Source organism: Candidatus Rickettsia mendelii (genome assembly GCF_057543435.1).
Map to the genome: position 1 here is coordinate 22887 of NZ_BTGX01000018.1, position 19532 is coordinate 42418.

The following is a 19532-nucleotide window of genomic DNA, read 5'->3' on the forward strand; positions in this document are numbered from 1 at the left end:
AAATTTAAATATGTTAAAACTTTTATCAGAAATTGCTCCGGTAATAGTATTTTTTGGGAAATTTTTTTATGGTGGTGGTATACAAGATGCTACTCTTTACATGCTCATTACTTCTATTATTTGCATTGCTCTTTGCTATATTATAGACAAAAAAGTATCAAAACTTTCTATTATTTCTACATTTGTTTTATTAGTCTCAGGAAGTATAACTCTAATTAGCGGTGATTCAATGTATATAAAAATTAAACCAACTATATTATATGTTATTTTCGGAATAATTTTTCTTATGAGCGGTATAAGAAAAAATCCCTTTATTAAGTATGCTTTAGAAAGTATCATACGTCTAAAAGAAGAAAGTTGGATAACTTTAAGTTATAGAACAGCAGCCTTTTTCTTTTTTATGGCTGTGGTTAATGAAGTAGTCTGGCGTAATTTCTCAGACGAAACGTGGGTAAAATTTAAAGTATTTGGAGTAGTACCAATGACTATTATATTTATTTTACTGCAACTACCTCTTTTATTAAAGAATAAATTACCTGACAGTAAAATATAATTTATATACAAAGAATGTCAAAAGTTATAGTTTTTATAATGTTATCTTTAGTTTTAGCAGGTTGCATGCCAGCTATTTTTACTGCTGTAGCAACTACTGGTATTGCTGCCTCAAAAGATCAACCAATGTCTGAAACATTAAATGATTCAAGGATTTCTACAGGTATTAAAGCTGATTTAGTAAAAAATAATTTTAGAGATCTAGGTACTAAAATCAAAGTTGAAGTATCACAAGGAAGAGTATTATTAACTGGAAATGTTCAAAAAGAGAAAGATATATTAAAAGCTGTTGAAATTTCTTGGAATCAAAAAGATGTAAAAGAAGTTATTAATGAATTAAAAGTAAATAAAAATAGTAATCATTTTGACTTAGCGCAATATACTAAAGATTGTATGATAACAGCACAAATTAAAGCTAAGATTTTAGTTAGAAAAGATATAAAATATGCTAATTATACAATTCTAACTGTAGATAATATTGTTTATTTATTTGGTATTGCAAGGTCAGAAGAAGAGCTAAATAAACTTGCTTCTATTGCATCAAAGATAAAAGGCGTTAAAAAAGTTGTGTGTTACACTAAAATAATAGATTATTTTAATAACGATAATAATGATAAAGCATTATAATTTTAGCTTATTAATTTCATTAATTTTTTGTTTTAGTCTAAGTGGTTGTAATTTTTCAAAAAAAGTACCATGTTTTTACAAATACTCATATAAAGAATTATCAAAAGAAGATCCACATAATATAGTTTATCAAGGACATTATAAAGTTGGTAAAAATTATAAAGTATATGGGAAAATTTATAAGCCCTACATCCCTAAATCTTTTACTGAGACAGGTTATGCATCATGGTATGGTGGATATAAAGACGGTTTTCATGGCAAAAAAACAGCTAATGGAGATAAATTTAATAGAAATCTATTAACTGCTGCACATAAAACTCTTCCACTTCCTTGTCTAGTTAAAGTTACTAATAAAGCCAATAATAAGTCAGTAATTTTAATGGTTAATGATAGAGGACCTTTCAAAAAAAATCGTATAATAGATGTTTCTCAAAGAGCAGCTGAAATTTTAGCATTTAAAAATCAAGGTATCGCTAAAGTAAAAATAGAATATTTACCAAATGAAACTAAAAAATTTTTAAAAAATATTAATTTAAACAAATCACAAGGTAGAACTCTAGCTAAGAAATCTTTATCTACTAAGGTAGTAAAAAATAATAAATGTAGCATTAACTGCCATATAAAACTCATAAATTTAAAGCATCGACTGGCAGTAAATCCTTAACTATACTGCTATATTTAAGAACTTTTTAAGATAAATTCTAAAGTAAGAAAACTTGCTAGCTGTATATCCTTTTTTCTTTATTATTTTTGTTTAACTTTTACTTTAAAACTTTTTATTTAGAAACAACTTTAAGTGAAGGTTTAACTTGAGCTATATTAAAATGCTGGTCTAGTAATCTGATCATTTTTTGATCACGAGATACAGCACTTTTGCTGCCCGTAACAACCGCAATTAATGACTTACCATTTCTTGAAGCTGCAGTTACTAAATTATAACCGGCTGGAACATGGTAGCCAGTTTTTAACCCTTCAGCGCCTTGGTAATTTTTAGTAACATTATTATGTCCATTTACTATATTTCCACGAAATACAAAACTAGTTCTAGAAAATAACGGATAAAATTTAGGGTAGTTTTTTTTTAGTGCCATAGCAAGTCTTGCTATATCTCTTGCTGTAGTTTTCTGTAGTGGATCATGCCAACCTGAGGCATTTTTAAAATAGGTATTTTTCATTCCGAGTTGTTTAGCTTTAAAATTCATCAAGTTTGAGAAAGCTTTCTCAGAACCTTTCATACCCTCTGCAACGGCTACTGCCACATCATTAGCAGATTTAACTATTAAAGCGTTAATTGCCTCTCTAACTGTTAAAGTCTCACCTACTTTTAAACCAAGCTTACAAGGTGGCATTTTTGCTGCTTTTTCTGATACAAAAAACTTTTTATCTAAAGATAACCTACCGGCTTCAATTGATTCAAACATTAAATATAATGTCATAAGTTTAGTTAATGATGCAGGATAAATTTTCATTTGTGAATTATGAGCATGCAAAATTTTACCGCTTTTTGCATCAATTACCAAGCTAGTTTGAATAGGAAGCTTAGTAAAATTTTTAACAGTTTTCTTTGCTTCACTTATTGGAGCGAAAAAAAATGTTATAATAAAAATACAAGGTAATAAAAATTTACTAAACATTTTAAAACATAAGTATTTTTAATATAAAAATATTATTTTAATTAAATTAAGATAACTTACAGCTTTCCATCTTAGATTCTCTTTAGATTACTATACATTAGCTCTTTTTATTAAGGTACATTAATATAACTAATGCAGGCAAGGCTAAAATTATAGTAAAAATAAAAAAATTATTCCACCCTAGCATATTTACCAGTTTACCAGCATAAATAGTGAAAGTATTATTACATAAACTACTTGCACTACTAAGTAATGCGTATTGAGTTGCAGAATATTTTTTATTGCATAAATTACCGATATATCCTACTAAAGCCGTAGCACCCATAGCACAAGCAAAATTCTCTATAGTAATAGCAATTAACAAAGCTTCAAAAGAAGGAGGTTGATGATTAAGCCAAATAAAGGCAAAATGTGTTAAGCTTTGAGCAATACCCGTAATAATTAAACCTTTAAAATTTCCGACCCTATACATTACAATACCGCCAGCAAACCCACCAATTAATGTTGCTATTAAACCATAAAATTTAACAATGATAGCTATTTCAGCTTTTGTATAACCAAGTTCTATATAAAAAGGTGAGGCAACCGCTCCAAGCATAGCATCACCAAGTTTAAAAAAAATTACTACTAAAAGAATACTTATAGCCAATTCTCTTTTAAAAAAATCCTCAAAAGGATTAAGTACAGCTTTAATCCAAAAAGTAAAAGAAGTAATATTAATTTTTTCTCTTATTAATTCTTTTTCATTTACAGTTATTATAAATAATGTAGCAAGAGCAAATATTATACCTATAGTGAGGAAAGTTAGTTGCCAATTATTATTAGTTATCTCTGCAAGATATAAAGCTCCTGCACCAGTAATAAGCATACCGATTCGATAACCAAATACAGCGGTTGCACTAGCTAGTGCTTGAGTTTCTTGCTCAAATTTATCAATACGCATGGCATCAACAGCAATATCAAATGTACTAGATAAAAAACCCAATGATATAGTTAGAAAATACAAAGTAGTTAAGGAATTGCTTGGATTTTGCTTACTCATAAAGAGTAGTACTAAAGACATTAAAGCACTGCATAATATAAGCCAGCTCTTTCTGTGTCCCCATCTACTTAATAAAGTTACTTTAAAATTATCAACTAAAGGCGACCAAAATACTTTTAAAGAATAAGATAGCCTTGCAACCGCAAAAGTAGTAATAACAGCAATATCAATTCCTGATTCCTTTAACCATACAGAGAGTGTAGAGAAAATTATAGCAAGCGGCATACCACTCACTATTCCTAAAATTAATATTTCAAATAATCGATAATCCTTAAAAATTTTAGTAATAAGCATATATTAACTTCTTATTAAAAAGACAGAATTTTAAAATTATTTATTTTATAGGTCAACTATTTTCTTTTAATTCTTTACTATATAATTTATAATATTCATCTTTATTATTAAGTAATTGTCTATGAGTTCCCTGCTCACAAACTATCCCATTTTTCATAACGATTATATTATCGAGATCAGTAATACTACTTAAGCGATGAGTGATGATTACAGTAGTTTTTCCTTGACGTAATTTTTTTAAGGATGCTAGAATTTTTTGTTCAGAACTTTGATCCAACGCACTTGTTGCTTCATCCCAAATTAAAATAGGTGTATCTTTTAAGAAAGCTCTAGCAATTGATAAACGTTGACGCTGGCCACCCGAAAGCGTAGTACCTTGCACTCCTATTACAGTGTCATAACCATTCGGTAATTGCATAATAAAATCATGCGCATCAGCATATTTAGCTGCCTTAATTATCTCATTTCTTGTAGCATCAGCTTGACCATATGCTATATTTTCAGCAACAGTTGTATTAAATAAATGAGTATCTTGAGTAACTAAAGAGATTTGCTGGCGGAGTGAAATAATCTTAATATCTTTAATATCATGACCATTAATTAAAATTCTTCCATCACTTGGATCATAAAAGCGTGCTAACAAATTACTCAACGAAGTTTTACCGCTACCGGAATGTCCAACAAATGCAGTTATTTTATTAGGTTTTAGCTTTAAGTCTATGTATTTTATAGCTATCTTATTCTCAAAACTTAGAGCTAACTTCTCAAAAGTAATTTGTGCATTAGATAAATCTACAGCTTTAGTGCCTTCATAATCTTTAATGAAAGGTTCTGTGTCTAGAATGTAAAATACTCTTTTAGCAGCAGCTATTCCTTCCTGTAAATTAATATTTAACGATACTAAACTTTTAAATGGCCTATAAGCTGAAGCAAAGGCAGCAAGAAAAGCAAAAAGCGCACCAGCTGTAGTTTTCCCTTCAATTACTAAACCACCCCCATACCATACCATACCTCCAACTGTAATACCACTTAAGCCCTCCATAATTGGTGAAACTAATGCATCCAGTTTAGATGTTTTTTTATAAAATTCTAAAATATTATTAATAATTAATGATGCTCTATTACTTTCTATTTTTTCACCGACAAATGACTTAATGATCTTAATTGACTGAAATGTTTCATCAAGTCGTGAAGTATAATTACCTAGTTCTTCTTGTGACTGTGCTGATATTTTTCGTATTTTTCTACCCATCTTTTGTACAGGATAAACAGCAAGTGGGAAAACAAGAAAAACTATACAAGATAACATAGGTTCTAATGTAAACATTGTTCCTATTAAAAATACTACAGTAAGAAAATGTTTAGCACAGCCGACAAGTAAATTAGAAACAGCACCTCGCATTAAAGAAATATCGTTAGTAAAACGAGATATAAGACGCCCTGAAGACTGGCTTTGAATAAAAGCAATATCAGCAAATAGCAAATGCTCATACATTTTCATTTGTAAATCAGCTAATACTCGTTGTCCTACAAATTTTATTAGGTAATTTTGATAATATTCTGCAATACCTTTTATAAAAAAGGTTGTAGTAATTACTATAGGCATTATTATCAGCATTTTCCTATCATGTGTTAAGAAAACTTGGTCGATAATAGGCTTTACTGCATGAACAATCACTGCTGTACAAATTGCTGCAATAGCCATACAGAATATGGCAAAATATATTTTACCTGCATATGGTTTAACATGATTTTTTATCAGCCTTTTTACAATATAAATAGCTGTGTAAGCATGATTTAAGTTATTACTCATTGTCACTCAAAATATTAAACTGGTGATGTGATATATTCGACATAGGCATTTTCAAATGCTCAAAAGCAGCATGGGTTATTACCCTACCGCGTGGTGTTCTTTGCAGTAAGCCTATCTGTATTAAATACGGCTCTATAGTTTCTTCAAGTGCATCACGCTGTTCAGATAATGCAGCAGCGATTGTCTCGATCCCAACAGGTCCACCCCTATAGTTATCTGCTATAAATTTTAAGTAACGATAATCATTACTATCAAGCCCTATTCTATCAACTTCTAAACGATTTAAACTAAAATTAGCTATTTCTTTATCTATTTCTAGCTTGCCATCAACTGCTGCAAAATCTCTTATACGCCGTAGTAACCTTAAAGCAATTCTTGGTGTCCCTCTACTTCTTTTTGCTATCTCTTCTGAACCTGACTCAGTTAAATCAATATAAAGTAATTTACTTGCTCTGTTTAAAACTTTCTTCAGCTCCTCTGTATTATAAAAATTTAACCGCAGCGGAATACCAAATCTATCACGTAAAGGATTACTAAGCAGCCCAAGCCGCGTGGTAGCACCAATTAAAGTAAATTGTGGCAAGTTTATTTTGACAGATCGTGCAGCCGGACCTTCACCAATGATTATATCAAGCTCAAAATCCTCCATAGCTGGATATAAGACCTCCTCAACTGAAGTATTCAAACGGTGTATCTCATCAATAAATAATACATCATTTTTCTCAAGGTTGGTAAGAATAGCAGCTAAATCAGCTGCTTTAAGTATAGCAGGGCCGGAAGTAGATTTGAAATTCCCACCTATTTCATTGGAAATAATCTTTGCTAGCGTAGTCTTGCCAAGCCCAGGCGGACCATAAAATAAAGTATGATCAAGATGCTCACCTCGTACTTTAGCAGCTTTAATAAAAACTGATAGGTTCTCTTTAACCTGCCGCTGACCAACAAATTCCTGTAAATATAAAGGCCTTAGAGGTAATTCTTGATCATTCTGATTTTTTTCAGGTGATAATATCTTTGTCATTATGTATATGTGGTAATTTATTTTAAATAGAAATCATTGAGTGTTATTGTGCTGATAGTCACAAGTCATTGCAAAACGGCCAAAGACCTTGTGATAATCTGTAAAATGACCAATTTTATAATATTTTTACTAGATTGCTTCGCTGACACTTATAGTTTGTCCTCATAATGATATTAAAAACCAATTAAATAAAGCATTACGACTAATAATAACTGAAAAATAGTTTTATGCCATATTTTAATTTCAACATAATTTTACTTATTAATTTTAATAACTAAAAGTAATATGCAATGAACATTAATTTACCAACTAATTTTTTATCTTTTTAAAAATTAGTATTATGATTTTTTAGAGCTGTTCTTATTAACTCATCAATAGAGATTCCAGGATTTTTTGCTATAATTTCTTGTACAGCACTTTGTGCTTTACATCTAGAAAAGCCTAAATTTATTAAGGCTTTTACCACTTCATTGCTTGCAATTGGTGTGATACTTTTTATATTTAAATTATCTTTAATAGTAGGTGTAATTGCTATTTTTGCTATCTTATCTTTTAACTCGAGTACTATACGTTCAGCAAGTCTAGATCCTACTCCAGATACTGTTTTAAAACTATTTTTATCTTCATTATTTATAGCAATTTGGATATCTGTTGGAGTAAGGCTTGATAGTATAGACAAAGCCATTCTTGTACCTATACCACTTACAGATTGCAGTAAATTAAAAAAATTCTTCTCTTCTAAAGTCAAAAATCCATAAAGATGAATATGATCTTCTCTTACATGAGTTTCTATAAATAACTTACAAAACTCTCCATTAATAAGGGTACTTAAAGTTTTACCTGAAACATAGACTAAGTACCCTATCCCATTTATGTCAATAATAACGTAATCATCATAATTAGAATCAACTTTACCACTTAATTTACCGATCATATAATTACTTTTTCTTTTCTCCTAATTTTTTATTCTTACTATTTATTAAGGCTAGTATTGGTAAAGAAGTAATAATAGAAGCTAAAATATAGTGAATAACAAGCGGTCTATCTACTGCATGGCACTGCCCATCATCTGGAATTGTTTGAGCTAAAATCATATAAGCAACTATTATAATTACTACTATATATAGAAAAGTAAAAAACAAACATTTTATAAAATTTTTCATTTCAATCCCCTATAATTTATATGCTATCACATGATTCTTTAAAAATTATCAGTCTTATTGCGTTGTATGCTTTTTATCATCATTACATGTAAAAGCTGTAACTTTTCGACTAAATAATCAAGAAAAAATTCTAATTTACAGAATTGTTTTATTTTAATTTCATTAAACTTGTAATTTTTATATGCAATCAAGAATATTTATTCTGGATTCTTGCCTATGTGGGAGAATGACATCAATCACTTTTTAAGTGCCATATCACATGTCACAATGCCTTTAGCCGCTCACAATGATGATTAAGATTATCTATCTCTATATCTTGTATTGTTCTACTTTTACGGTCTTTCATTTCAACAATATTGCTTGACGCTTTTTTAGTCCCAATTATGATTTGATAAGGTGACCCAATAAGATCATGTGTTGCAAACTTACTTCCAGGTCGTACATCAGTTTCATCATATAATACCTCTATATTTTGAGCTAACAGTTCTTTATAAGCTCTTTCTGCAAGTTCTACACATCTACTATCATGAATATTTAAATTAACTAAAGAAACTTTAAAAGGTGCAACATTAGAAGGCCATACAATACCTTTTGCATCACAATTTGCTTCTATAATAGCAGCAACTAATCTTGAAATACCTATTCCGTAAGAACTCATTTCTATCGGTATTAGCTTGCCATGTTCATCATTAATAAGTGCATTCATACTAACTGAATATTTTGTTCCAAGATAAAAAATATGTCCGACCTCTATACCTTTACTGCTTATTACATCTTCCGGTATTAAAGGTAATTTACTTATATCATGTTTTTCTTCAGCAGCTGCATACCAGCTTTTAATTTCCTCAATATCAATATCAAGATTATCTTTTAAAGCATTAAATCTTTTATCATAAAAAATGGTACTTTCACCAGTTTTAGCAATAATATGAAACTCATGACTCAAATTACCTCCAATTGGGCCGTTATCTGCAATTACTGGTATAGCAAATACACCTAAATCCTTGAATGTATTAATATAAGCCTTATACATTTGATTATATGTTCTAACGGCATTTTTTTCGTTTATATCAAAGGAGTAAGCATCCTTCATTAGAAATTCTCGTCCTCTCATAACACCAAAACGAGGTCTCATTTCGTCACGGAATTTCCATTGAATATGATAAAGATTTTTTGGTAAATCTTTATACGACTGAATACTATGACGGAAAATATCCGTAATCATATCTTCATTAGTTGGACCAAACAATAAAGTATTATCATGACGATCTTGAAACTTTAGTATTTCCTTACCATAATTATCAAAACGTCCTGATTCTATCCATAAGCTAGCTGGTTGAATACAGGGCATTAAGACTTCTAAAGCGCCTGCTTTATTCATGTTTAAGCGCACTATATTTTCAATATTTCTAAGTACTTTTAACCCCAAAGGTAACCAGCTATATATACCAGCTGCCTGTTGCCTTATCATTCCACTTCTTAACATTAGTTTATGTGAAGTTATTTGAGCTTCACTTGGGTCTTCTTTTAGGACAGGTAAAAAATACTTTGATAATAACATATTACTTATTTACTTTTGATGTAAGATTTAGGAATTCGCTGCGATATTTTTGTTGTTCAGCAAATATTCCTGTATAATGCATGGTGTTCATAACACTATTATCTTGCATTACTCCTCGCATTGACATACAGCTATGTACTGCTGAAATTTTTACAGCAACTCCAAGAGGTTTTAAATGTTGCTGTAAACTTTCAGCTACTTGTATCGTCATTTTTTCTTGAATTTGTAGTCTCCTTGCAAAAACACTCACTATTCTTGCAAGTTTACTTATACCTATAATACAATTATCAGGAACATAAGCTATATCAGCCTTGCCGCTTATCGGTAATATATGATGTTCACAAAGTGAGTAGAAATGAATATCCTGTAGCAAAATAAAATCCTGAAAATTGTCAGCATAAAATTTTGTACTTAATATTTCAGCTAAATCTTTTTCATAACCAGAAAACATTTCAAGATAACTATTAATTACTCTATCAGGTGTTTTAATTAATCCTTCTCTATGTGGATCTTCACCAATGAATTTTAGTAGTGTCCTTATCGCTTCTTTTGCTTCTTCCTTGGAAGGCTTTTTTAATGTCATAACTTTGATTACTTGTAAAAAAGATTGTTTTATACTTGCCTAATTTATAAAATTAACTTTGTTATTTCTTACTTTTGATCTTCGACTCATATATCTATGCTGCTACCAAAAGATGCCTTATTCCTTTTTAAAATTAAACTTTGTCTACCTAATTTCTTCATTTATTAGAGATATACCACATATATAAACAAACATCAAGCCACCGACTATAGCAATCATCACACCACTGCCCATCATTCCTATTAATAACTTAGCAGGTAGCGGCATAAAAATATTAGGGTCTTGATACGCATAACACCATAACTACCTGTAAAAATCAGCTCTAATAATATGTAGAATTTGACCAAAAGTTAGCAGATAAAATGTAAAATTTATTTATAATCATATTTTGTGATGATAAAATATAATAGCTATAACCTGCAATACTGATCCATACAATAGAACCATGATACTGCACGGGCATCACTATATTTATACCTGAGATACCTATTGTAATTAATCCACTGAATAGAAATAAAGTAATAGAACATACTAATAGTAGTTCTATTAAATTTATTAATGACTGTTTTAAATGATAATAATTCAAGTACCATACTTATTAAATATTAAGATAGGTGGTAATACCATCTAAACATTTCATATGATTTATATAGAATACTTTAAATGCACCGTCAATAATGATATAAAACATATGACCAAATATAATAATAAGGCCAAAAATAAAATTTAAATAAAGTAGGAAAAGATAGAATTTTTGAAATTTTAATTCTTTATTTATCAGCTCTTCTAACAAAATAATCTAAATAAACATTAATATTTAATATTTGTGTACATATAAATTATAATAAATGTCCTCTGCTCCAAAAAAGCAGTTCATAATAACACTCTAATCTTAACAGAAATAATTTAGACAATATTTTGTAATCCACTATAAGACCATCCAAAACAAATCTAAGTTATAATAAACATTACTGGGTTATGCCCTGATATAGGAGAAATAGCGATTAAAGAAGTATCTAAAAGTGCAAGTTTTTGGGCAGATATCATTCCAATTAATAAAGTACATTCAATACTTGTTATACCATTACCATACCTCCTCCATAGTATCTATATTGTTAGCTAAAACAAATGATATTCTACTAAAGAAATAAGCGCCATAAAACCCTCCCAACTATAATAATTACTGTAGACTAATTATTACCTACAAAACTTATTACTTATGCGTTATTTATCTTTAAATTCATTTATTAGAAAAAGAAGAATCTATAACCTATTGTTGTTGCTATCATAATGCACCAAACCCAATATTACTAAGAAATAAACTATTTTCTATTTTCAACGTCCACAAATATATACATAGTAGTTTTATATTCAACTATAGTAACCTCCTATGTTAGAAGACACCTTACCTAACAAGATAAAATGCAACAATTATATAGCTAACTTCAAAAAAAAAAATTATAGTGTTAAATTTCCTATATGTTTAAAATAAAATCTAACTGATAAATTTATTGTCAAAGTACTAAAAGGAAGACTTTCAAAGAATAAAAGAGTACATATAAATTAGAAAAGAAAACTAAAATAAATGGTAACATCAGTTGAACCTACAGATAAAAATTAAAGCATAGAGAGAGGATATCAGCACTCAAATTTTAAGTACTTACTTTATTTTAAAGATTAAGTCGCGTTGCTATATGAACAGTTTAGTGGTGGGTTTGAGAAGACTTGAACTTCCGACCTCACGCTTATCAGGCGTGTGCTCTCACCAGCTGAGCTACAAACCCACAATTTAAATAATTAATAACGTGGTGAGCTCGCCGGGATTTGAACCCGGGACCATTTGATTAAAAGTCAAACGCTCTACCAAACTGAGCTACGAGCTCTTAAAAATATATTTAAGAATAATGTTTTACTTTATCGTAGAAAAAGGCTAATCTGTCAATAATTATTTTTTAATTTAATTTTAAATATTAGGAAATTTATGCTGTATCAGGACGTAGCTATAATTATTCCGTCACGGCTTAACTCAACTAGGCTAAAACAAAAACCACTACAGCTTATCGGCTCATTAACTTTAATAGAAAGAGTATTTAAACAAGTAAATCAGACTAATCTTGAACATATTTATGTTGCGACTGACTCAGAAGAGATAGCAAATATCATTAAAAAAATTGGTGGGAAAGTAATATTCACTGATAGTGATATCCCTACTGGTACTGATCGTACTTATGCAGCTTTCAAACTAATCCCAAATAATCAAAGTATTAACTATATAGTCAATGTACAAGGAGATATGCCTTTCATTGAACCTAGCTCCATTTTGAAAATAATAGAGTATTTAAAAAATAGCAACTATGATATAGTAACACCAGTAGTAAAAGTTGATATAGAAGTTGTAAAGAGTAGTAGTAGTGTTACTGTAGCTGTTGACTCTAAAGGAAAAGCATTATATTTTTCGCGTAGTCTCATTCCAAATGGTGTAAATAAATTCTTATATCATGTAGGTATGTATGGTTTTCATAAAGCTGCTTTAGAGAAATTTGTAGATCTTAAGCCTACTTTTTTAGAAAAAACAGAACGTTTAGAACAATTACGCATTCTTGAGAATGGTATGACTATAGGGACATGTTTAGTTGATAATGTGCCCATTTCTGTGGATACAGAAGAAGATTTAGAAAAGGCAGTAAAATTTTTACAAAAATATTTAGTAAGTTAGGTTTATATAAGTAACAAATGGTACGCTTTATTTTTATTACAGGAGGAGTAGTTTCATCACTCGGTAAGGGTTTAACTGCTGCATCTCTTGCTATGCTATTACAAGCCAAGGGTTTTAAAGTTTGCCTAAGAAAGCTAGATCCTTATCTTAATGTTGATCCTGGTACTATGAACCCTCATGAGCATGGTGAAGTATATGTTACTGATGATGGAGCTGAAACCGATCTAGATCTTGGTCACTATGAGCGTTTTACTGGAGTTCCATCGTGTAAATCTGATAATATAACTACAGGCGCTATATATTCAAAATTACTTAGAGATGAACGATTAGGAAATTATACTGGTGTTACTGTTCAAGTTATTCCTCATGTTACAAATATAATAAAAGATTTTATACTTTCAAACACCAAAGATTTCGACTTTGTTCTTTGTGAAATAGGAGGTACTGTCGGCGATATTGAAGGTTTGCCATTTTTTGAAGCTATAAGACAAATCGGTAACGAATTAAAAAGTGAGCGTTGTTTATTTATTCACTTAACTTTATTACCATACGTTAAAACAACTCGTGAATTGAAAACAAAACCTACTCAACATTCAGTAAAAGAATTACGTGCTATTGGTATTTCACCTAATATATTAATATGCAGAACAGAGTGTAATATTTCAAAAAGTGAAAGAGAAAAAATAGCTTTGTTTTGCAATATAGACTTTGAATATGTTATTCCAGCAATAGATCAGAAAAATATATATTTAGTACCGCTTGCATATCATAATTCCAGGCTTGATAATAAAGTTTTAAAATTTTTTAATCTTAATATTGTACCATCTAAATTAGATAAATGGTATGATATAATTGATAGGTTAAAAGATTCTAACTCAAAGGTAAGAATCGCTATAATAGCTAAATATAATAAATTAAAAGATGCATATAAATCAGTAATTGAAGCACTTGGTCATGCCGGTATTTACTACAAATATAAAATCGATTTAGTATGGATAAATGCTGAAAATCTAACTGAAGTAAATATTCATAAAAAATTATTAGATATAGATGGAGTTTTAGTACCTGGAGGATTTGGCGAGAGAGCAACTCAAGGAAAAATTATAACAATAAAATATGCTCGTACTAATGATATACCTTTTTTCGGTATATGTTTCGGTATGCAACTTGCTGCTATTGAAATAGCGAGTAATTTAATTGGTATTAAAGATGCTGGGTCAGAGGAGTTCAAAACGGTAGGTATTAAAATTATCAAAAAGATAAATAACAATAATATAGATTATAATGAGCTAAGTATAACAAAAGAAAATATAAAAAAAACTATGCGACTTGGTTCTCATCCTTGTAGCTTAGTCCCTAATACTATTGCTGCTACAGCTTATGGTAAACTTGAAATAAATGAAAGACATCGTCATAGATATAAATTTAATAATGACTTTCAAAATATCTTTGAAAAAAGCGGAGTAAAATTTAGTGGTTTTTCAAAAGATAAAGAGATTGTAGAAATAATTGAATTACCTTTACTTCGTTGGTTTGTGGGAGTACAATTTCACCCCGAGTTTAAATCTAAACCTTTTGAACCTCATCCTTTGTTTACTCAGTTTATTAAAGCTGCAATTGAGTATAATAAATATAAAAGAAAGTAATCAAAAATTATTATATGTTGCTTTTAAAAATCTTGACATAGTTTTTATTATAGTTTAGGCTGTGCTGAAATACGCCTGTAGGTAATTAATGGATATCGTGAATTCTAATTTCACCCTTTGGAATAGAGCCAGAAACAGTAAATTTAGACATATAGTATGGCCTATTAGGTCATATGAATTAACCAAATTCATACCTATGGCTTTACTAATGTTTTTTATTTTACTTAATCAAAACTTAGTCCGTAGCATTAAGGATAGTTTCGTTGTCACTTTAATTAGTTCAGAGGTTCTTAGTTTCATCAAGCTTTGGGGTGAAATGCCTATGGGTGTTTTGTTTGTTATTCTTTATTCTAAACTCTGTAATGTTATGACTACAGAGCAAGTTTTTAGAATAATTACCAGTACTTTTTTATTTTTCTTTGCAATCTTTGGTTTTATTCTATTTCCATATAAAGAATTTTTTCATCCCGATCCCAAGTTAATCAAACATTATGTGATGCTTCTTCCTCATTTAAAGTGGTTTATAATAATCTGGGGACAATGGAGTGTAGTATTATTTTATATTATGGGAGAGCTATGGCCGGTGATAGTATTTACTCTTTTATATTGGCAGCTTGCAAATAAAATTACTAAAGTTGAGGAAGCCCCAAGGTTTTACTCATTCTTTACTTTATTTGGACAAACTAATTTACTCATTTCTGGAACTGTAATTATTTATTTTGCTAAGAGCGATCATTTCTTATTACCTTTATTTTCTCATCTAAGCGATACAAATGAGATTCTTTTAAAATCATTTGTGACGATTATTTTAGTGTCTGGATTAATTTGTTTAGCTCTCCATAAATTTATCGATAAATTAATTGTAGAATCTGATAAAAATATTAAATTTAAAAATCAAAGAATGGATATATTAAAGTTAAACCTAATTGAGAGTGCAAAAGTAGTATTAACATCTAAATATCTTGGTTTTATTTGTATTCTTGTAATATCCTATTCTATGAGCATTAGTTTAATTGAAGGATTATGGATGTCAAAAACAAAACAACTTTATCCAGAAACTAAAGATTTTATTTCATATCATGGTGAGGTATTTTTTTGGACAGGAACATTAACTCTAGTTAGTGCATTTTTAGGAAGTAGTTTAATTAGAATATGTGGCTGGTTTTGGGGAGCTATTATAACACCAATTATGATGTTTGGGGCTGGTGTCATGTTCTTTTCATTTACAGTTTTTGAGAATTATTTGCAGCATATTGTCTCTACTCTTGGTTATAGTTCTCCGCTTATTGTTATAGTTTTTATAGGTGGTTTATGGCATGTGCTTTCCAAATCAGTAAAATATTCACTTTTTGATGCTACTAAAGAAATGGTATATATTCCACTGGATAGTGAAATGAAAACTAAAGGTAAAGCAGCTGTTGATGTTATAGGAACAAAGATTGGCAAATCAATAGGTGCTATTATTCAATTTATATCTTTTAGTATTTTCCCAAATGCAGTGCATGATGATATAGCTGGGTTATTAATGTTTAGCTTTATAATTGTGTGTCTACTGTGGTTATATGGTGTAAAAATTTTATCAGAATATTATAATAAGCTAATTAAGCATTAAGAACATTATTGCAAACAGCTAAAGACATTGCCTGCATGGTTCAAGAGAATTAAAATATGTCATTTAATTCTTGTACTAAAATTTACTGAATTTCCACTTTTATTAGGAATACAAACTATATAATAAAGTATTTAGTAATTTATAATAGCAATATAATCTTTTCAAAAAACCTTTTTTCTTGAATAAATTTATAATATAGTAAACAAATATATAATTATTGTATGAGGACATAATGAAAAAAAAATCAAAAATATCATTAATAGGTAGCGGTAATATTGGTGGTACACTTGCCCATTTAATTAGCATTAAGGAATTAGGTGATATTGTGTTGTTTGATTTGGTTGAAGGAGTACCACAAGGAAAAGCACTTGATATTATGCAAGCTAGTGCTTTAGCGGGTTCTAATATCAAAATAAAAGGAAGTAATGATTATAAAGATATTGAAGGTTCCGATGCTATAATTATTACGGCTGGTTTACCAAGAAAATCTGGTATGAGTAGAGATGATCTAATTAACGTTAATACTAAAATTATAACATATGTAGCACAGAATATAAAAAAATATGCTCCAAATGCTTTTGTCATAGTAATTACCAATCCTCTTGATGTTATGGTTTATGTAATGCTAAAAGAAAGTGGCTTACCTCATAATAAAGTAATTGGTATGGCAGGTGTACTTGACTCATCAAGGTTTAACTTTTTTCTTGCTGAAGAGTTTAAAGTATCAGTGAGTAATGTTAATAGTATAGTTCTTGGTGGTCACGGTGATGCAATGGTACCTCTTGCAAGATATTCGACAGTATCAGGAATACCGATACCAGATTTAGTGAGAATGGGTTTATCAAGTAATGAAAATATTGAAAAAATAATTGATCGTACTAGAAATGGTGGAGGTGAGATTATTGCATTACTTAAAGCATGCTCTGCTTACTATGCACCAGCAGCTTCAGCAGTTGAGATGCTTGAATCATATTTAAAAGATAAGCGTCAAATTCTAACTTGCGCTGCTTATTTACAAGGTGAGTATGGCGTACATGATTTATATGTTGGGGTACCAGTTATTATTGGTAAGGAAGGAGTAGAAAAAATAATAGAACTACAATTAACTGAAGAAGAAAAAGCATTGTTTGATAAGTCAGTTAATACAGTTAGAAAGCTAATTGAGGCAATGAAGTAAATATTAAATTTACAAGCGAAGTCTATATATTTTGTTTTTCAACTTCATGATTTATGTCTACAGTTTTTTGTAGACATAAAAGTTACACTAGATTATGCATACAAAATTTAATAAACTGTACTATAGAGATAAGAATAATTATCAATGAATTAATTTAATATTAGTATTTTTTATTTTTAGTTCATTACATATCTTGTGATTAGTTATTATGTTGTAAAATATATTGATAATGATGTATGCTCTTACCTCCTCTATATTATTTTCTGGAGTATTTGATCTATAAGTACACTAAAATTCACTGAGATTTATGCTTTGATATACTAATCTATTTGCTGTATAATCTTGTTGGTCTCTTTTCTTAAAAAGACAACACTGTGCTAGCACTGATTTTACCAATATTCTATTATTAAAATAGATGAAATAGTAGTTTTTGCTATAATATAAAAATTACTATATTTTCTGTTTTAGATTATATAAAACCACTATAGTACCTATTAATATTACAAGTAAGCAAATAAAAAAGCTTAAGGTTAAAGGTAGTGACTTAAAGTTTTGCCATAAAAGCATACTAAAAAAAGGAGTGCTTGAAGATAGAATAATACTCCCTAGCGAGTGAGATAAGCTATAAAGCCTCATTCTAACAGGTGTAGCAAATAAGAACTGAACAACAATTTGTAGTGGTATAGCATAAAATGCTGCAAGCCCTATTAATATCACAGGACAGAAAATAGTAAATATTTGTTTATATAGTAATATTTGCATCCATAAAGCAACGATAATGCTGGCAAATAAAGCCCATGTAATCTGTTTTAAAGGATTTATTTTATCAGCAAGTAGTCCTGCAAATAATGCTGATATCCCATAAATAGTAATAAGAGCTATATTCATAAACCCTATTTCATAATGGTTCATAAAAGCTATTTTTGTTAAAAAAACTCCTAGGAAGATCACTAAAAAGTGATATACCCCTCCAATAGCACCATTCACTAGCAACGCTATCGTAAAAGATAATTTATTATCTTGTATAATTTGTCGTATGGTGCTTTTTAATAAGACTTTATTTTTATAAAATAAAAACTCACTGCTTTCTTTAAACAAATTTCTCATCAAAATAGCAAATAAACCGAATATAGCACCAATCAGGAAATTAAAACGCCATAAATAGTAGATATCAGAATTACTAGCGTAATAATAAGCTATAGCAGCAAGTAATGCACCTATTTGGCTACAACATGCAACTATCCCTATATTAAAATTTTTTTGACTATCTCCTGTTTTTTCAGCTATATAAACCTTTATTCCATCAACTTCTCCAGCAAGGCTTGCTAAAAAAATCATTCGGCATAATGTCAGTATAACTGTAGCAAGAATACCTATCGTCTCAAAGGATGGAGTAATAGCAATCAATCCAGTAGAAATAGCACTAATAAACATTGATGTTTTGATAGATTGAGTGCGCCCATATTTATCTCCAATAAATCCAAAAATTATAGATCCTAAAGGACGCACTATAACAGCAACACTAAGCACAGCAAAAAAACTAAGTAACTGCTTATCATACTCTATACTTGGCAAAAAATTTTGTGCTAAAATGCTTGCAGATAAACCAAATAAAGCATAATCGTAATAGCGAATAACTGCTACGAAAAATGCAATTAAAAAAGCTGAATTAGACATATAATATATAAAATGATTATACCTAGCAAAAAATATAGACATTGTTACTACAAGTACCTAAAGATATTAAAGCATAATGACAGTAGCCCGTAGCGACATCCATCCTCCCTTAGCAATGAAATAATAACACCTATATAGTCAGGAATGCTATGATTAATACAAATTGATACGATATACTAAATATTCTTTCTATGAAAGGAATGCTTTTTTAGCTTGAATATAAATAATTATATTTCTCTTTTTAAATTTTGTTTCTCTAATTTTTTTCTTTGTATTGCTACCTTTTGTGACAATTCATCTTTATTATTATCTATTTCTTTAAATAGTTGTTTACCAATATCTTTTGCTTCTTTCTTTATATCATTTGAAACTTGAGATAGCAATGGACTAGAAACATCACCTCTAAGTACTAGA

General features: G+C 29.5%; 14 protein-coding genes, 2 tRNA genes and 4 pseudogenes. 7 read left to right on the forward strand and 13 right to left on the reverse strand.

Features of this window, described 5'->3' with window-relative positions:
• Window positions 1-10: 10 nt before the first annotated feature.
• From AC27F4_RS03295 to AC27F4_RS03305, 3 genes and pseudogenes are all read left to right on the forward strand, one after another.
• Window positions 11-553 carry a septation protein A gene (locus tag AC27F4_RS03295; protein WP_487062065.1) on the forward strand — a complete coding sequence of 181 codons (543 nt, stop codon included), beginning with the start codon at window positions 11-13 and terminating at the stop codon, window positions 551-553.
• A gap of 14 nt (window positions 554-567) precedes the next feature.
• Window positions 568-1179, forward strand: coding sequence for a BON domain-containing protein (locus AC27F4_RS03300; protein WP_487062067.1), 612 nt, complete (start codon window positions 568-570; stop codon window positions 1177-1179).
• A 7-nt stretch (window positions 1180-1186) separates the two neighbouring features.
• Window positions 1187-1843: pseudogene (locus tag AC27F4_RS03305) on the forward strand (septal ring lytic transglycosylase RlpA family protein); the annotation flags it as partial.
• A 112-nt stretch (window positions 1844-1955) separates the two neighbouring features.
• On the opposite strand, the gene AC27F4_RS03310 reads toward AC27F4_RS03305, so the two are convergent.
• The 11 genes and pseudogenes from AC27F4_RS03310 to AC27F4_RS03360 form a co-directional block, all read right to left on the reverse strand.
• Window positions 1956-2813: a D-alanyl-D-alanine carboxypeptidase family protein gene (locus AC27F4_RS03310; protein WP_487062069.1), complete on the reverse strand. Its 858-nt coding sequence runs from the start codon at window positions 2811-2813 to the stop codon at window positions 1956-1958.
• 97 nt (window positions 2814-2910) lie between these two features.
• Complete coding sequence (locus AC27F4_RS03315) at window positions 2911-4149, reverse strand: AmpG family muropeptide MFS transporter (protein ID WP_487062071.1); 1239 nt, start codon at window positions 4147-4149, stop codon at window positions 2911-2913.
• A 52-nt stretch (window positions 4150-4201) separates the two neighbouring features.
• Window positions 4202-5962, reverse strand: coding sequence for an ABC transporter ATP-binding protein (locus AC27F4_RS03320; protein WP_487062073.1), 1761 nt, complete (start codon window positions 5960-5962; stop codon window positions 4202-4204).
• Window positions 5955-6983 carry a Holliday junction branch migration DNA helicase RuvB gene (ruvB, locus tag AC27F4_RS03325; RefSeq protein WP_487062075.1) on the reverse strand — a complete coding sequence of 343 codons (1029 nt, stop codon included), beginning with the start codon at window positions 6981-6983 and terminating at the stop codon, window positions 5955-5957. Before ruvB ends, AC27F4_RS03320 begins: the two co-directional genes overlap by 8 nt.
• Before the next feature lie 325 nt (window positions 6984-7308).
• Window positions 7309-7917, reverse strand: coding sequence for a Holliday junction branch migration protein RuvA (ruvA, locus tag AC27F4_RS03330; RefSeq protein WP_487062077.1), 609 nt, complete (start codon window positions 7915-7917; stop codon window positions 7309-7311).
• 4 nt (window positions 7918-7921) lie between these two features.
• Window positions 7922-8146: a Holliday junction ATP-dependent DNA helicase RuvA gene (locus tag AC27F4_RS03335; protein ID WP_487062079.1), complete on the reverse strand. Its 225-nt coding sequence runs from the start codon at window positions 8144-8146 to the stop codon at window positions 7922-7924.
• A 262-nt stretch (window positions 8147-8408) separates the two neighbouring features.
• Window positions 8409-9707 (reverse strand): proline--tRNA ligase, encoded by a 1299-nt coding sequence (gene proS, locus AC27F4_RS03340; RefSeq protein WP_487062081.1) that lies wholly within the window; start codon window positions 9705-9707, stop codon window positions 8409-8411.
• Window position 9708: 1 nt separating this feature from the next.
• Window positions 9709-10290 carry a GTP cyclohydrolase I FolE gene (folE, locus tag AC27F4_RS03345; protein WP_487062083.1) on the reverse strand — a complete coding sequence of 194 codons (582 nt, stop codon included), beginning with the start codon at window positions 10288-10290 and terminating at the stop codon, window positions 9709-9711.
• Between the two features lie 144 nt (window positions 10291-10434).
• Window positions 10435-11322: pseudogene (locus tag AC27F4_RS03350) on the reverse strand (hypothetical protein); the annotation flags it as partial.
• Window positions 11323-11997: 675 nt separating this feature from the next.
• A tRNA-Ile gene (locus AC27F4_RS03355) sits at window positions 11998-12074 on the reverse strand.
• Window positions 12075-12096: 22 nt separating this feature from the next.
• A tRNA-Lys gene (locus AC27F4_RS03360) sits at window positions 12097-12173 on the reverse strand.
• A 98-nt stretch (window positions 12174-12271) separates the two neighbouring features.
• On the opposite strand from AC27F4_RS03360, the pseudogene AC27F4_RS03365 reads away from it, so the two are divergent.
• The 4 genes and pseudogenes from AC27F4_RS03365 (at window position 12272) to mdh (ending at window position 17441) form a co-directional block, all read left to right on the forward strand.
• A pseudogene (locus tag AC27F4_RS03365) lies at window positions 12272-13020 on the forward strand (3-deoxy-manno-octulosonate cytidylyltransferase).
• Between the two features lie 3 nt (window positions 13021-13023).
• Window positions 13024-14652, forward strand: coding sequence for a CTP synthase (gene pyrG / locus AC27F4_RS03370; RefSeq protein ID WP_487062085.1), 1629 nt, complete (start codon window positions 13024-13026; stop codon window positions 14650-14652).
• A gap of 88 nt (window positions 14653-14740) precedes the next feature.
• Window positions 14741-16264 (forward strand): nucleotide exchange transporter Tlc2, encoded by a 1524-nt coding sequence (gene tlc2, locus AC27F4_RS03375; RefSeq protein ID WP_487062087.1) that lies wholly within the window; start codon window positions 14741-14743, stop codon window positions 16262-16264.
• 232 nt (window positions 16265-16496) lie between these two features.
• Window positions 16497-17441 carry a malate dehydrogenase gene (gene mdh, locus AC27F4_RS03380; protein ID WP_487062089.1) on the forward strand — a complete coding sequence of 315 codons (945 nt, stop codon included), beginning with the start codon at window positions 16497-16499 and terminating at the stop codon, window positions 17439-17441.
• Between the two features lie 450 nt (window positions 17442-17891).
• Here the strand turns inward: mdh and AC27F4_RS03385 are convergent, their stop codons facing one another.
• Both AC27F4_RS03385 and AC27F4_RS03390 read right to left on the reverse strand, forming a co-directional pair.
• Complete coding sequence (locus AC27F4_RS03385) at window positions 17892-19118, reverse strand: MFS transporter (protein WP_487062093.1); 1227 nt, start codon at window positions 19116-19118, stop codon at window positions 17892-17894.
• Between the two features lie 227 nt (window positions 19119-19345).
• Window positions 19346-19532 (reverse strand): annotated as a pseudogene (locus AC27F4_RS03390) (hypothetical protein); the annotation flags it as partial.

Coding starts and splice junctions, on each gene's coding strand:
- AC27F4_RS03315 (WP_487062071.1), bottom strand. CDS start 4,149: ATGCTTATTACTAAAATTTTTAAGGATTATCGATTATTTGAAATATTA.
- AC27F4_RS03300 (WP_487062067.1), top strand. CDS start 568: ATGTCAAAAGTTATAGTTTTTATAATGTTATCTTTAGTTTTAGCAGGT.
- folE (WP_487062083.1), bottom strand. CDS start 10,290: ATGACATTAAAAAAGCCTTCCAAGGAAGAAGCAAAAGAAGCGATAAGG.
- AC27F4_RS03385 (WP_487062093.1), bottom strand. CDS start 19,118: ATGTCTAATTCAGCTTTTTTAATTGCATTTTTCGTAGCAGTTATTCGC.
- AC27F4_RS03295 (WP_487062065.1), top strand. CDS start 11: ATGTTAAAACTTTTATCAGAAATTGCTCCGGTAATAGTATTTTTTGGG.
- proS (WP_487062081.1), bottom strand. CDS start 9,707: ATGTTATTATCAAAGTATTTTTTACCTGTCCTAAAAGAAGACCCAAGT.
- pyrG (WP_487062085.1), top strand. CDS start 13,024: ATGGTACGCTTTATTTTTATTACAGGAGGAGTAGTTTCATCACTCGGT.
- mdh (WP_487062089.1), top strand. CDS start 16,497: ATGAAAAAAAAATCAAAAATATCATTAATAGGTAGCGGTAATATTGGT.
- ruvB (WP_487062075.1), bottom strand. CDS start 6,983: ATGACAAAGATATTATCACCTGAAAAAAATCAGAATGATCAAGAATTA.
- tlc2 (WP_487062087.1), top strand. CDS start 14,741: ATGGATATCGTGAATTCTAATTTCACCCTTTGGAATAGAGCCAGAAAC.
- ruvA (WP_487062077.1), bottom strand. CDS start 7,917: ATGATCGGTAAATTAAGTGGTAAAGTTGATTCTAATTATGATGATTAC.
- AC27F4_RS03310 (WP_487062069.1), bottom strand. CDS start 2,813: ATGTTTAGTAAATTTTTATTACCTTGTATTTTTATTATAACATTTTTT.
- AC27F4_RS03320 (WP_487062073.1), bottom strand. CDS start 5,962: ATGAGTAATAACTTAAATCATGCTTACACAGCTATTTATATTGTAAAA.
- AC27F4_RS03335 (WP_487062079.1), bottom strand. CDS start 8,146: ATGAAAAATTTTATAAAATGTTTGTTTTTTACTTTTCTATATATAGTA.